We start from the raw sequence: 12,849 nt of genomic DNA on the forward strand, positions 1-12,849 counted from the left end.
GAGTGCCTATAGGGAGACGAGCCGCCTCCGCGTCGTATCAGGCGACCTCGACCTCGGCTTCGACGGGCAGGCGGATCATGTAGTCGAACGCCGACAGCGCTGCCTTCGACCCTTCGCCCATGGCGATGACGATCTGCTTGTAGGGCACGGTGGTGCAGTCGCCCGCCGCGAAAATGCCGGGCTGGCTCGTCTCGCCGCGATGATCGACCTCGATCTCGCCGCGCCGCGACAGGCTGATCGCGCCCGACAGCCATTCGGTATTGGGAACGAGGCCGATCTGGACGAAGATGCCCTCCAGCTCGACCTGGTGCAGCGTGTCCTTGTTGCGGTCCTTGTACGACAGGCCCGTCACCTTGCCGCCGTCGCCCAGCACCTCGGTGGTCAGCGCCGAAGTGATGATCCGTACGTTGGGCAGGCTCGCGAGCTTGCGCTGGAGCACGGCGTCGGCGCGCAGTTCGGCGTCGAACTCGATCAGCGTTACATGCGCGACGATCCCGGCGAGGTCGATCGCCGCCTCGACCCCCGAATTGCCGCCGCCGATCACTGCAACGCGCTTGCCCTTGTAGAGCGGCCCGTCGCAATGCGGACAATAGGCGACGCCCTTGTTGCGATACTCGTCCTCGCCGGGCACGCCCATCTGGCGCCAGCGCGCCCCGGTCGACAGGATCACGGTGCGCGCCTTCAGCGACGCGCCGTTCGCCAGCCGCACCTCGTGCAGCCCGCCCTCGCGCTTCGCCGGGATCAACTCCTCGGCGCGCTGAAAGTTCATGATATCGACTTCATATTCCCTGACGTGCTGTTCCAGATGCGCGGCGAGCTTCGGCCCCTCGGTGTGCGTGACCGAAATAAAATTCTCGATCGCCATCGTGTCGAGCACCTGTCCGCCGAAGCGTTCGGCGGCGATGCCGGTGCGGATGCCCTTGCGCGCGGCGTAGATGGCCGCCGCGGCGCCCGCAGGGCCGCCACCGATGACTAGGACGTCGAACGGGTCTTTTGCGGCGATCCTCTCAGCGGCCTTCGCCTCGGCGCCGCTGTCGAGCTTCGCGAGAATCTGTTCCAGTTCCATGCGGCCCTGGCCGAAGGTCTCGCCGTTCAGGAAGATCGTCGGCACCGCCATCACCTGGCGCGCCTCGACCTCGTCCTGGAACAGCGCGCCGTCGATCGCGGTGTGCGTGATGCGCGGGTTGAGGACGCTCATCAGGTTGAGCGCCTGCACGATGTCGGGGCAGTTCTGGCACGACAGCGAGAAATAGGTTTCGAAATGATAGTCGCCATCGAGCCCGCGGACCTGGTCGAGCAGTTCGGGCGCGGCCTTGGACGGATGGCCGCCGACCTGCAGCAGCGCGAGGACGAGCGAGGTGAATTCATGGCCGAGCGGGATGCCGGCGAAACGCACCGCCACATCGGGCGCGCCGACGCGGCGGATCAGGAAGCTCGGACGGCGCGCGTCATCGTCGGTGCGCGCCACGCTGACCTTGTCCGACAGCGACGCGATCTCGTCGAGCAGGCCCGCCAGCTCGGCCGACTTCGGGCCGTCGTCGAGCGACGAGAGCAGTTCGATCGGTTCGCGGATGTTGGCCATATAAGCCTCAAGCTGCTGCTTGAGCGATGCGTCGAGCATGGGGAGAGTTCCTGTATCTGAAAAACATCCATGTGCTCCCGCCAAGGCGGGAGCCCAGAGCGAAGCCATGCCAGCATTTGCGGCCGGACGCTCCGGGTCCCCGCTTCTGCGGGGACACACGGCGTTGTTTTGAGCTTAGATCTTGCCGACGAGGTCGAGCGAGGGAGCCAGCGTGGCCTCGCCCTCTTCCCACTTCGCCGGGCAGACTTCGCCGGGGTGGCTGACCCAATATTGCAGCGCCTTGATCTTGCGCAGCAGTTCGGCGGCGTTGCGGCCCACGCCCTCGGGAGTGATTTCGAGGAGCTGGATTTCGCCCTGCGGATCGAGGACGAAGGTGCCGCGGTCGGCGAGGCCGACGCCCTGGCGCAGAACCTCGAAATTGTTCGAGATGGTGTGGTTCTGGTCGCCGACCATATAATAGTTGATCTTGCCGATCGCCGGCGAGGTGTCATGCCACGCCTTGTGGCAGAAATGCGTGTCGGTCGACACTGAATAGACCTCGACACCCATCTGCTGGAGGGTCGGGTAGATGTCGGCAAGGTCTTCGAGTTCGGTCGGGCAGACGAAGGTAAAGTCGGCCGGATAGAAGAAGAAGACCGCCCACTTGCCCTTCACATCCTCGTCGCTGATATCGACGAACTTGCCATCCTTGTAGGCGGTGGCCTTGAAGGGCTTGAGCGTGGTATTGAGAACGGACATGAGAGCCTCCTGCTGGGTTGTTCGGAAGGCCCCTGTCTAGCGCCCGGCGCGCGCGAACGGAAATTGGAATTCCCCCCGACGCTGATCGAGTTTATCGATCAATAGCCGCTTGCTTTTTAAAAAAGGCGGTTAGAGCATGGCGATACTGTCTGGGATCGTCATTGCGAGCGGCTAAGCAGCGCGGCAATCCAGAGCAGGCGGTAACCGCTCTGGATTGCTTCGCTCCGCTCGCAATGACGAAGTGGGCCAATCCGATTTATTCGGAATCCTGGAGTATGGAATCTTACCGGTCGCCCTCCCCGGTGGATGGATTCGAGGATCGGCTCAGTCGGCGTCCGCCGCCGGGGCGTGCCTGCCTGGATGGACCGTGCCGCAATGGCCGCAGGTGCGCAGTTCCTCGCTGGCATAGAAAGCCTCGAACAGCGGCGGCAGGTCACGCACGATACTCTGGAGCTGAACCTCGACCCGGTGGACGATGTGGCCGCAATCGTCGCAATACCATTGGAAGGCGTCGAGCAGGCCGTCGGGGCGCTTGCGTTCGATGACGAGACCGACGCTGCCCGCGACGGGGCGCTGCGGCGAGTGCGGAACATAGGCGGGGAGCAGGAAAATGTCGCCCTCGCGGATCGGCATGTCTTTCGGCCCGTCCTCGGTCCACAGGCGCAGGTTCATGTCGCCTTCGAGCTGGTAGAAGAACTCCTCGAGCGGATCGACATGATAGTCGGTGCGCTGGTTCGGACCGCCGACCACGGTAACGATGAAGTCGGCATCCTCCCAGATCTGCGCGTTGCCGACCGGGGGTTTCAGCACGTCGCGATGATCCTCGATCCACTGGCGGAAGTTGAAGGGCAGGCCATAGGTCAGCATGGGCATCATCCTTGTGTCGAAGCGCGCGGGATGAAGGCGGTCGCCTTGATCTCGATCAGCAGGTGCGGGTGGGGAAGCTGGTGGACCGCGACGGTGGTGCGCGCGGGACCGGCTTCGTCGAAATATTCGGCGTAGACCGCGTTGTAGCCGCCGAAGTCGTTCATGTTGACGAGGAAGCTCGTCACGTCGACGACATCGGCGAGCGAGCCGCCCGCGTCGGCGAGGATCGCGCCGATATTCTCGATCACCGCGCGCGTCTGTTCGGCGATATCGAGGCTGACGGTGCCATATTCGTCGGCCGAAGCGCCGGCGAAGCTGTTGTCGGCGCGGCGCGAACTGGTGCCCGAGACGAAGACGAAATCGCCCGCGCGGCGATAATGCGGAAAGCGGCCGCGCGGGCGCGCCTTGCCGGGGATCACCCTGCCCCCTCCATTTTGGGCGCTGCCGCTCATGCCGCGCCTCCTTCGATGGTGAAGCCGACGCGGCCGAGATGCCCGGCGTCGAGCGACACGGTGCGCGCCTCGCCGATCGCCGCCGCCGCCGTCGCGCCGCCCAGCATCACGGTCCAGCCGGGCTGAAGCGTAAGGCCTGCAACGCCCGCGAGCCGCGCGGCCGCGACCAGCGAACGGATGGGATCGCCAAGGATCGCGGCGCTGGTTCCCGTCTCGGCAATTTCGCCGTCGACACGCATCTCCATTGCGACGTCCGAAACGTCGGTGTCGGCGGCGAGCCACGGGCCGACCACGAAGGCCGACGACGATGCATTGTCCGCGACCACATCGCCCAGCGCGAAGCGGAAATTCTCGTAACGGCTGTCGATGATCTCGAGCGCCGCCGCGACCGCATCGACCGCCGCGAGCGCCTCTTCGCGTGTCACCTCGCCCGCCAGCGGCGCCTTCAGGCGCACCGCTACCTCGGGCTCGACGCGAGGGTGGATGAAGCGCGCGCGATCGATCGCGCCGCCGTTGACGACGACCATGTCGGAGGTGAGCCGGCCCCAAATCTGGTCCTTGAGGCCCATCTGCGCCATCTTCGCCTCGCTGGTGAAGCCCATCTTCATGCCGACGAGCGTCGCCCCGCGCGCCAGCCGATGGTCGATTGCGGCGCGCTGGATGGCATAGGCGTCGGCGAGCGGCAGTTCGCCCGTCTCGCCCGTGATCTGCGGGATCGCTTCCGCCCTTTGCGCGGCAGCGTCGAGCCTCGCGGCGATTGCGCTGATGTCCACCATGTCAGTCCCTCACAGTTTCACGCAGATGTTGGTCGGCTCGGAATAGAAGTTCAGCGAATGCTCGCCGCCCTCGCGCCCGATGCCCGACAGCTTCATGCCGCCGAACGGCGTGCGCAGGTCGCGCAGGAACCATTCGTTGACCCAGACGATGCCCGTTTCCATCTGCGCCGCGACGCGGTGCGCGCGGCCCACGTCGCGCGTCCAGATCGCGGCGGCAAGGCCATAGTCGGTATCGTTGGCGAGTTCGACAGCTTCCTCCTCGCTGTCGAACGGCGCAATGTGGCAGACGGGGCCGAAAATCTCCTCGCGCACGCAGCGCGCCTCCTGCCCGAGACCGGTGAGGATCGTCGGCTGAACGAAGGCGCCGCCCGCGAGCGCGCCGTCGAGGTCGGGCACGTCGCCGCCGGTCACCACCATCGCGCCTTCCTCACGCGCGAGCGCATAATAGGAGAGCACCTTTTCCCTGTGGCCGTGCGAGATAAGCGGCCCCATGTCGGCGCCTGACCAGGGGTCGCCGACGGTCAGCGCTTCCGCGCGTTCCGCCAGCGCTTTCACGAAGCGGTCGAAGATCGGGCGCTCGACATAAATGCGCTCGGTGCACAGGCACACCTGCCCGCAGTTGGAAAAGACCGACCGCACCGCCCCCGCGACGGCCTCGTCGAAATCGCAGTCGGCGAAGACTAGCGCGGCGTTCTTGCCGCCCAGTTCGAAGGAGACCGGCTTCACGCCCGCCGCCGCGACGCGCATGATCGCGCCGCCCGTCGCCGATTCGCCGGTGAAGGTGATCGCGTCGATATCGGGATTGGCGGTCAGCCACTCGCCCGTCGAGTCGGCGCCGAAGCCGTGGACGAGGTTGAACACCCCCGGCGGCACGCCCGCCGCGTCCATCACCTCGGCGAGCAGGGTTGCGGTCGAGGGGGTCTCCTCGCTCGGCTTGACGACGACGACATTGCCGCAGGCGAGGGCGGGCGCGACCTTCCACGTCAGCAGCAGCAGCGGCAGGTTCCACGGCGAGACGATCGCGACGACGCCGAGCGGGCGCGCGATCGCATAGTTGATCGCGCTGCGCCCGTCGGGCAGGTCGGTGCGGAAACTCGGCATCGCGCGCGCTTCGGCGAGCGCGGCGAAGACACGGAAATTGGCGGCGCCGCGCGGAATGTCGATGGTGCGCGCCTGATGCAGCGACTTGCCGGTGTCTGCGATCTCGGCCGTCGCGAATTCGTCGAAGCGCGCCTCGATCCCTTCGGCGACGCGGATCAGCAGCTTGCAGCGTTCGGCCTGCGACATTCGGCCCCACGGCCCCTTGAGCGCTGCGCGGCCCGCCGCGACGGCGCGGCCCACGAGGTCGCGGCTGGCGAGCGACACGCGGCCCGCGACGCTGCCGTCCACGGGATTCACATTGTCGAACCAGCCGTCACCCTCGACGAAGGCGCCGTCGACATAGTTCAGGACCGGCCGGTCGGCGAAGGGATAGGCGCTCATGCCGCGCCTCCAACCGGCACATAACCGGCGGCGTTGCTGTGCGCGGGGCCGGACTGGCCGACATGGCCCGCCATCTGGAGCAGCGACAATATCGTGTCGTTGAACTGCACGGGCTGTTCGAGGAAAGCCGAATGACCGGCGTCGTTGATCTCGACGAGGAAGGAGCCGGGAACCTCGCCCTGCACCAGCCGCATCGCCTCGACGGGAAAGAGGATGTCGTCGAACCCGCACAGGAACAGCACGGGAAAGCCTTTGCCGCCCAGATCGGCGGCGGGCCGGGCCGCAAACTTACCGGTCAGGCTGTGGCGGTCGACGGCGTTGAAGCTCGCGATCTGGCGATAGAGCACCGCCAGTTCGCGCGCCGCGCCCGCGCCCAGCACGCGCTCGATCTGGTCCATAGCGGCGGTCTTCGCGCGCGCGGCGTCCATGAGCGCCTTGACCCCGGCACTTTCTTCGATGCCGTGCAGGCTGTCGCAGACCGCCAGTGCCGCGACGCGTTCGGGCGCGCGGTGCGCGAAGCCGATGCAGGTCCCCGCCCCCATCGACTGGCCGACGAGCGCGACCTTGGTTTCGCCCAGATGGTCGAGCAGCGCGGTCAGGTCATCGACGAAGGCATCGCGCCCGCGCCCGTCGATATCGCGCGACAGGCCGAAGCCGCGATGGTCGAAGGCGATGACGCGGTTCGAGCGCGACAGCGCGTCGAGTTGCCGATACCAGATCGCGTGATTGCCGCCGATGCCGTGCGCCAGCACGACCGCCGGGCCTTCGCCCTGCGCCTGCCAATAGAGTTCGGCGCCCGCAGTCGCCAGCACACCGCTTTCCATCACGCTACTCCCATCAATTTGCTGAGCCGCACGACATAGTCGCCGAACGCCGGGTTCTCGCGCGTGACGCTGGGGTCGCGCGGGCGCGGCAGGCCGATGCGGACATCCTCGACGATCGTCCCCGGCCGTTCCGACATCACAAGCACGCGGTCGGACAGCAGCACGGCCTCGGCTATGCTGTGCGTGACCAGCACCACCGTCTTGCGGTCGCGCTGCCAGATGCGCAGCAGTTCCATGTTGAGCCGGTCGCGGGTCAAGGCGTCGAGCGCGCCGAAGGGTTCGTCCATCAGCAGCACCTGCGGCCCGCGCGCGAGCGCCTGGCCGATCGCGACGCGGTGGCGCATCCCGCCCGATAACTGGTGCGGATGGCTGTCTTCGAACCCCGTCAGACCCAGCGTCTCGACCAGATCGGCCAGCGCCGCCGCGTCGGGACGCTTCGCCGCCGGGTCGAGGTCGACGCCGAGCAGCAGATTGTCGCGGACATTGAGCCACGGCAGCAGGTTCGACGTCTGGAACACGAAGCCCATATCCGCCGACGGCGCCGTGACATCCCCGCCGTTGAAGCGGATATGTCCTTCCTCGAAGGGAACGAGGCCCGCGATCAGGCGCAGCAGCGTGCTCTTGCCGCAACCCGAAGGGCCGAGGATCGAGACGAACTCCGACGCGCCAATCTCCGCGCTGACGTTTTCGAGAACACGGCGACCGCCGAACAGCTTGCCCGCGCCCGAGAGGGAAATCACCGCGCTCATGCCGCCCGCCACCAGATGAAGCGTTCCCAATAGGCGACGCCGTAGAAGAGAAGCAGCGACAGGATCGTCACCGCGATCAGCGCCGCGAAGGTCAGCGTCGTGTGCCCGGAGCCCGAGGCGGTGAGGATCAGGTTGCCGAGCCCGTCGTTCGACCCGACGAACTCGCCCACGACCGCGCCGATCACCGCGAGCGGCATCGCGACCTTGCACCCGTCGAGGAAGCTTGGCAGCGCCGCGGGGACGCGCAGCCGCCAGAAGCCCTGCATCGGCGTCGCACGCAGCGCCCGGAAATGCTCCTCCAGATGCGCGGGCGTGCTGGCGAGCCCACCCAATGTCGCGATGATGATCGGGAAGAAGGCGAAGAGGAACGCCATCATCAGCTTCGACGCGAGGCCATAGCCGAACCAGACGACGATCAGCGGCGCGAGGCCGATCTTCGGGATCGACTGGAGCGCGACGAACAGCGGATAGACGGTGCGCTTCGCGGTGCGCGAGAAATGGATCAGCGCCGCGATCGGCACGCCCAGCACCACCGCGATGACGAAGCCCCAGAACACTTCGGTCAGCGTGACGAGGCTCTGCGCCAGGATCGGCCCGCGCGACTGCCAAAGCTCGCCCAGGATCGCGCTCGGCGGCGGCAGCAGGTAGGAGGCGACCCCCGACCAGCGCACGCCGAACTCCCACGCCAGCCCCAGCGCGAGGAAGAAGCCCGCGCTGATCGCGGCATCGCGGCCGAACGGCGCGCGCGTCATGCGCCGTCGTCCTTGTCAAGCAGCGCCTGAATGCGCGCCGGGGGCGGCACCAGAAAGCGGTCGAGGTGCCAGCGGTCGAAGGTCTCTAGGTCCTTCCCGTCCCACACCGACGCCGTATAGGGATGGTCGGCGTCGATCTGCGTCATGTCGGTATAGAATTCGACATTGTTGCCGTCAGGATCGCGGAAGACGAGGAAGCTGTTCGCCCCCGGCCCGTGCTTGCCGATGCCGCGGTCGATCGGGATGCCGCGCGCGACCAGCATCGTCGCGACCGCCTCCATCTCCGCGATCGTTTCGAGGCGATAGGAGAAATGCTCGACGGCGGGATAATGGCCTTCCGGAATGTCGGTATGGCCGGGCGGAAGCTGGAGCAGCGCGAGATCGTGATGATCGGTGCCCGCGCGCAGGAAGACCATATTGTGGTCAATCCAGTCGGACACTTCCAGCCCGACGACTTCGGTGTAAAAGGCAAGGCTGCGGTCGATGTCGCGTACCTTGAGCACGAGATGGCCGAGCCGCGTCGGGCGCGGGCGGTAGGAAGCGGGATCGGTCATGGCTGTTTCCCCATGGGCACGAAAGCATTGGTGAAGAGCTGCGCGCTCTGGTCGAAATCCCGAAGCTGGCCGCTCGCCTGCAGGGTGGCGACAGTGCGCTCGATCTTTTCGGGGCGAAGGCGATGCGAGCCACCCTCGGCCGCCATCAGTTCGGCGGTCTCGCGGATCTGGCGTTCGGTGACGGCCTCGTCGAGCAGCGGATAGGATTTGCGGATGATCGCCAGCGCGGCTTTCGGGTCGCGCGCCGCGTCGGCATAGCCGCGATAGGCGGCCTTCAGGAAGGCGCGCACCAGCTGGGGGTCCTTTTCGATCAGTGCATCGCGCGCCGCGAAGCCGCTGCCGTAGACGTCGAGCCCGAAATCGGCATAGGCGATGCGGCCGACGGTGACACCCTTCGCCTTCGCCGCCTTGTCGAACAGCGCCATCGAATTGCCGAGCCAGCATTCGGCGGCGTCGATCCGCCCCTCGACCAGCGAGGAGACGACGATCGCGGGGTCGAGCTGGATCTGCTCGACGCGGGCGGGATCGACGCCATTGTCGCGGAGCCATGCGGGCAGCAGCGCCTGGATCGCCGAACTCTGCCCCGCCCCGAAGCGCAGGCCGGCAAGGTCTGCGGGCCGTTCGACGCGGTGGCGCTCGCGCACGAAGCAGGCGCCGGCGGGAAACCGCATGTTGATGCCGCCGATCATCCGCACCTTACCGCCCTTGGCACGGCTCAGCGCAACCGACAGCGGGTCGAGATAGGCGAATTCGAACATGCCCTGATCGAGTTCGTTCGCGGTCCGCATCCCGCCGAACCCGCGCACGGGCTCGACGGCGAGGCCCGCGTCAGCGAAATAACCTTTGTCGATCGCGACGAAGATGCCCGCCATGCTGCCCTGTGGCAGCCACGCCATGTTGAAGCGGACCGGCCGCGCGCCCTCGTCCTGCGGCGCGGTGCGCGGCGCCATGCCGCCGAACGCGCTCCACAGGGTCAGCGCCGCGATGCCCGCGACGACGAGCAGCGGCACGATCAGCGCACGGCGCGAGAAGGCGACTCTTTCGGTCATGCGCGCGGCAGATGCGGCGCGGAGACGGGGTTGCGCAGTTCGCCGATCCCATCGACCCACGCGTCCATCACGTCGCCGTCCTTCAGGAACACCCCGCGTCCCATGCCGACCCCGGCAGGGGTACCAGAGGCGATCAGGTCGCCCGCCCTGAGTTCGAGGATCGTCGAGAGATAGGCGATCTGTTCGTAGATGTTGAAGATCATCTCGGACGTGTTGCCGTCCTGCATCGCCTCGCCATTGATCTTGAGGCCGAGGCGGATGGCGTGCGGGTCGCCAAGGCAGTCACGCGGCACGAACACCGGGCCAAGCGGCGTGAAGCTGTCGAAGCTCTTGCCGCGGAACCAGTCGTGCGAAAAGGGAAAGTCACTGCGCCGCGTCCGGTCGCGCGCCGACACGTCGTTGACGATCGTATAGCCGGCGATCAGGTCGTGCGCGGCATCGACCGGGACATTCTTGCCTGACCGGCCGAGAATGACGCCGAGTTCGACCTCCCAGTCGGGGCGCGACACCTGCGGCGGCACGGTAACGGTATCGCCGGGACCGACGACGCTTTCGATCGTCTTGAGGAAGATATAGGGTTCGCTCTCGGCCTTGGCGGCGAGCTTGGTCTGCATCTCCTCGGCGTGCTCGATGAAGTTAGACGCGGCAGCGAAGATGCGGCGCGGCTCGAACGGGGCGGCGAGCGTCGGCGCGTCGATTCCGCCGGTGGCGCCTTCGAGCGCGCGGGCGAGCGCGAACAGCCCCTCACGCCGCGCCTCCCAGTCGCGGACGATCGCGGTGACGTCGCCCGCGACGGCCGCGAAGCCATGCGTCGCCGCGGCATCGTGCAGGTCGTAAAAGGCGCCGCCGACCTGGATCATCGGGCGCGGCCCTTCGGCGGCGGCGCGGGTGGCAAGGGCGAACCAGGTCATGCGTTTCTCTTTCTTTCCAAAAGTGCCGGCGAGCGCGGGACCGGCGCGGACGAGCGCGAGGCCGGCGCCGATCCGCGCGAGAGCCGCGCGGCGACCGAGCGGGCGAACAGGGGCAGCGCGCATCGCATCTCAGCCGAAGGCCCGGAGCAGCATCCGCACCGCAACGACGGTGAGGAACAGGCCGAACAGGATGCTGAGCTGCCGCTTCGACAGCGCGTGCGCGATGCGCGCACCCAGCGGCGCGGTGACGAAGGTCGCCGGGCCGATGATCGCAAGCCCGATCAGGTTGACGTAACCGAGGCTGCCCGGTGGCAGGCCGGGGACGTTCCAGCCGGCGATGACGAAGGCAACGGTCGCGGGCACGCTGATCATCAGGCCGAACAGCGCGGCGGTGCCGACCGCGCGGTGGATCGGGATGGCGAACAGCGTCATCACGGGCACGCTAAGCGTGCCGCCGCCGATCCCCATCATGCTCGACACGCCGCCGATTCCGAAGGGGATGAGCTGGCCGCCGACGCCGCCCGGCATCGCGTCGGCGATGTGCCGGCCTTCGAGAGGCAACAGCATCTTGATCGCGACGAGCAGCGCGACGATGCCGAACACCGCCGACAGCACGTCGCCCGACACGCGCGAGGCGAGGACGACCCCCGCGATCGCCCCGAGGAAGATAGCGATGCCCCAGCGGCGAAGCTGGACATGATCGACCGCGCCCTTCGCCTCGTGCGCGCGCGACGAGGAAATGGCGGTCGGGATGATCGTCGCCAGCGAGGTCGCGACCGTGACATGCATCCGCACCGACGGATCGACGCCGAGCGCGGCGAGCACGAGGTCGAGCACCGGCACGATGACGATGCCGCCGCCGACGCCCAGCATGCCCGCGATCACGCCGCCGACCGCCCCGGTCAGCAGCATCATCGCCGCCAGCGTCAGCAGTTCCGGATTCAAAAGCGCGTGCATCGGTCCTCCCCAAAGATCGGCGATGCTTGTGCGGGGTCCGGGATATGCAGTCAAAGATGGAAAATGAGGTTTTCTATAACCGAAAATAGATAGCCGGTAAAACGCAAGCCGAGAGTATCGAGCCTTTATCCACGCCCACCCCTCATGTTCGTGTCGAGCGAAGTCGAGACACCCATCGACCAAGCGCTATCCCGATGGGTGTCTCGACTTCGCTCGACACGAACGGATTGAGATGGCGCATAGTTAGAGCACAGGGCTCTATATCCTTTTCAGGATATCAAGGCGGCCAAAGGATATTATCCTATATAGCAGCGCCGCCCTAGCGCGGCAGGTATGAAAAGCATCGGCATCGCCGGATTCGGCACCATCGGCCGCGTCGTCGCGCGCCATATCGAAGCAAGCGAATTGCCGCTGAAGCTGGCGGCGGTTTCGGCGGGCGACCGCTGCCGCGCCGAAGCGGCGATGGCGCGGCTGAAGACGCCGGTTCCCATCGTCGACACCGCCGAACTGGTCGCGCTGTCCGACGTCGTCGTCGACAGCGCCCCGACCGCGGCCTTCCGCGAGATCGCCGAAACCACGCTGCGCGCCGGCAAGACGCTGGTCACGGTCAGCGGCGCGGCGCTGATGCAATGGCCCGAGGCCGCCGACGTCGCGCGCGCGCACGGCGGACGGCTGATCCTGGCGACCGGCGCGCTGCTCGGGCTCGACGCGGTGCGCGCGGCGGCGGTCGGCACGATCCACTCGGTCACGATGGTAACGCGCAAGCCGGTCAAGTCGCTGATCAAGGCCGAGCATGTCGTCCGCAACAGGATCGACCTTACCGCGATCACCGAACCGCTCAAGATCTTCGAGGGCAGCGCGCGCGAGGGCGCGATCGCCTTTCCCGCCAACGTCAACGTCGCTGCCGCGCTCGGCATGGCGGGCGTCGGCCCCGAACGCACCCGGCTCGAAATCTGGGCCGACCCCGCGCTCGAACGCAACACGCACCGCATCGTCGTCGATTCGGACAGCGCGCGGCTGGAGTTGGGGATCGAGAATATTCCGACCGACGAGAATCCCGGCACCGGCCGCATCACCGCGCAGAGCATCGTCGCGGCGCTGAACGACCTCGTCGCGCCGATCCGTATCGGCACCTGATTTTCTCAACAGAAAGGCC

At 67.0% G+C, this 12,849-nt stretch carries 14 protein-coding genes; 1 reads left to right on the forward strand and 13 read right to left on the reverse strand.

The annotated features are described in order from the left end of the window. Positions 1-37: 37 nt before the first annotated feature. The 13 genes from ahpF to SGRAN_RS17890 all read right to left on the reverse strand — a co-directional run bounded on the left by ahpF (position 38) and on the right by SGRAN_RS17890 (position 11,693). Positions 38-1,621: an alkyl hydroperoxide reductase subunit F gene (gene ahpF / locus SGRAN_RS17830; RefSeq protein WP_067185881.1), complete on the reverse strand. Its 1,584-nt coding sequence runs from the start codon at positions 1,619-1,621 to the stop codon at positions 38-40. A gap of 135 nt (positions 1,622-1,756) precedes the next feature. After that, a complete protein-coding gene (ahpC, locus tag SGRAN_RS17835) occupies positions 1,757-2,320 on the reverse strand; it encodes an alkyl hydroperoxide reductase subunit C (protein WP_067112257.1) in 564 nt (187 codons plus the stop codon). A 324-nt stretch (positions 2,321-2,644) separates the two neighbouring features. Then, positions 2,645-3,187 (reverse strand): 3-hydroxyanthranilate 3,4-dioxygenase, encoded by a 543-nt coding sequence (locus SGRAN_RS17840; protein ID WP_067185882.1) that lies wholly within the window; start codon positions 3,185-3,187, stop codon positions 2,645-2,647. A 5-nt stretch (positions 3,188-3,192) separates the two neighbouring features. Beyond that, complete coding sequence (locus SGRAN_RS17845; RefSeq protein ID WP_067185885.1) at positions 3,193-3,639, reverse strand: RidA family protein; 447 nt, start codon at positions 3,637-3,639, stop codon at positions 3,193-3,195. Then, positions 3,636-4,415, reverse strand: coding sequence for a 2-keto-4-pentenoate hydratase (locus SGRAN_RS17850; protein ID WP_082737339.1), 780 nt, complete (start codon positions 4,413-4,415; stop codon positions 3,636-3,638). The genes SGRAN_RS17845 and SGRAN_RS17850 overlap by 4 nt, the downstream gene beginning before the upstream one ends. Before the next feature lie 9 nt (positions 4,416-4,424). Beyond that, positions 4,425-5,897, reverse strand: a complete 1,473-nt coding sequence (locus SGRAN_RS17855; RefSeq protein ID WP_067185886.1) for a 2-hydroxymuconic semialdehyde dehydrogenase — start codon at positions 5,895-5,897, stop codon at positions 4,425-4,427. Next, positions 5,894-6,721 carry an alpha/beta fold hydrolase gene (locus SGRAN_RS17860; protein WP_067185887.1) on the reverse strand — a complete coding sequence of 276 codons (828 nt, stop codon included), beginning with the start codon at positions 6,719-6,721 and terminating at the stop codon, positions 5,894-5,896. The genes SGRAN_RS17855 and SGRAN_RS17860 overlap by 4 nt, the downstream gene beginning before the upstream one ends. After that, a complete protein-coding gene (locus SGRAN_RS17865; RefSeq protein WP_237233557.1) occupies positions 6,721-7,500 on the reverse strand; it encodes an ABC transporter ATP-binding protein in 780 nt (259 codons plus the stop codon). Before SGRAN_RS17865 ends, SGRAN_RS17860 begins: the two co-directional genes overlap by 1 nt. Further along, entirely contained in the window at positions 7,467-8,222 is a 756-nt protein-coding gene (locus SGRAN_RS17870) for an ABC transporter permease (protein WP_067185889.1), read from the reverse strand. Before SGRAN_RS17870 ends, SGRAN_RS17865 begins: the two co-directional genes overlap by 34 nt. Continuing rightward, complete coding sequence (locus tag SGRAN_RS17875; RefSeq protein WP_067185891.1) at positions 8,219-8,776, reverse strand: VOC family protein; 558 nt, start codon at positions 8,774-8,776, stop codon at positions 8,219-8,221. Before SGRAN_RS17875 ends, SGRAN_RS17870 begins: the two co-directional genes overlap by 4 nt. Then, positions 8,773-9,825 carry an ABC transporter substrate-binding protein gene (locus SGRAN_RS17880; RefSeq protein ID WP_067185893.1) on the reverse strand — a complete coding sequence of 351 codons (1,053 nt, stop codon included), beginning with the start codon at positions 9,823-9,825 and terminating at the stop codon, positions 8,773-8,775. The genes SGRAN_RS17875 and SGRAN_RS17880 overlap by 4 nt, the downstream gene beginning before the upstream one ends. Further along, positions 9,822-10,736 (reverse strand): fumarylacetoacetate hydrolase family protein, encoded by a 915-nt coding sequence (locus SGRAN_RS17885; protein ID WP_067187163.1) that lies wholly within the window; start codon positions 10,734-10,736, stop codon positions 9,822-9,824. The genes SGRAN_RS17880 and SGRAN_RS17885 overlap by 4 nt, the downstream gene beginning before the upstream one ends. Before the next feature lie 129 nt (positions 10,737-10,865). Next, a complete protein-coding gene (locus tag SGRAN_RS17890) occupies positions 10,866-11,693 on the reverse strand; it encodes a sulfite exporter TauE/SafE family protein (RefSeq protein ID WP_067112228.1) in 828 nt (275 codons plus the stop codon). A 333-nt stretch (positions 11,694-12,026) separates the two neighbouring features. Between SGRAN_RS17890 and SGRAN_RS17895 the strand changes: the two genes are divergently transcribed. Then, positions 12,027-12,830 (forward strand): aspartate dehydrogenase, encoded by an 804-nt coding sequence (locus SGRAN_RS17895; RefSeq protein ID WP_067185894.1) that lies wholly within the window; start codon positions 12,027-12,029, stop codon positions 12,828-12,830. Positions 12,831-12,849 lie beyond the last annotated feature (19 nt).

This window comes from Sphingopyxis granuli (assembly GCF_001559015.1).
In the GTDB taxonomy this organism is placed as follows: domain Bacteria; phylum Pseudomonadota; class Alphaproteobacteria; order Sphingomonadales; family Sphingomonadaceae; genus Sphingopyxis; species Sphingopyxis granuli.

Bases quoted from the DNA above. Each gene is read 5' to 3' on its own strand.
- ahpC (WP_067112257.1), bottom strand. From the start codon at position 2,320: ATGTCCGTTCTCAATACCACGCTCAAGCCCTTCAAGGCCACCGCCTAC.
- SGRAN_RS17895 (WP_067185894.1), top strand. From the start codon at position 12,027: ATGAAAAGCATCGGCATCGCCGGATTCGGCACCATCGGCCGCGTCGTC.
- SGRAN_RS17860 (WP_067185887.1), bottom strand. From the start codon at position 6,721: ATGGAAAGCGGTGTGCTGGCGACTGCGGGCGCCGAACTCTATTGGCAG.
- ahpF (WP_067185881.1), bottom strand. From the start codon at position 1,621: ATGCTCGACGCATCGCTCAAGCAGCAGCTTGAGGCTTATATGGCCAAC.
- SGRAN_RS17880 (WP_067185893.1), bottom strand. From the start codon at position 9,825: ATGACCGAAAGAGTCGCCTTCTCGCGCCGTGCGCTGATCGTGCCGCTG.
- SGRAN_RS17885 (WP_067187163.1), bottom strand. From the start codon at position 10,736: ATGACCTGGTTCGCCCTTGCCACCCGCGCCGCCGCCGAAGGGCCGCGC.
- SGRAN_RS17840 (WP_067185882.1), bottom strand. From the start codon at position 3,187: ATGCTGACCTATGGCCTGCCCTTCAACTTCCGCCAGTGGATCGAGGAT.
- SGRAN_RS17890 (WP_067112228.1), bottom strand. From the start codon at position 11,693: ATGCACGCGCTTTTGAATCCGGAACTGCTGACGCTGGCGGCGATGATG.
- SGRAN_RS17850 (WP_082737339.1), bottom strand. From the start codon at position 4,415: ATGGTGGACATCAGCGCAATCGCCGCGAGGCTCGACGCTGCCGCGCAA.
- SGRAN_RS17855 (WP_067185886.1), bottom strand. From the start codon at position 5,897: ATGAGCGCCTATCCCTTCGCCGACCGGCCGGTCCTGAACTATGTCGAC.
- SGRAN_RS17875 (WP_067185891.1), bottom strand. From the start codon at position 8,776: ATGACCGATCCCGCTTCCTACCGCCCGCGCCCGACGCGGCTCGGCCAT.
- SGRAN_RS17845 (WP_067185885.1), bottom strand. From the start codon at position 3,639: ATGAGCGGCAGCGCCCAAAATGGAGGGGGCAGGGTGATCCCCGGCAAG.
- SGRAN_RS17870 (WP_067185889.1), bottom strand. From the start codon at position 8,222: ATGACGCGCGCGCCGTTCGGCCGCGATGCCGCGATCAGCGCGGGCTTC.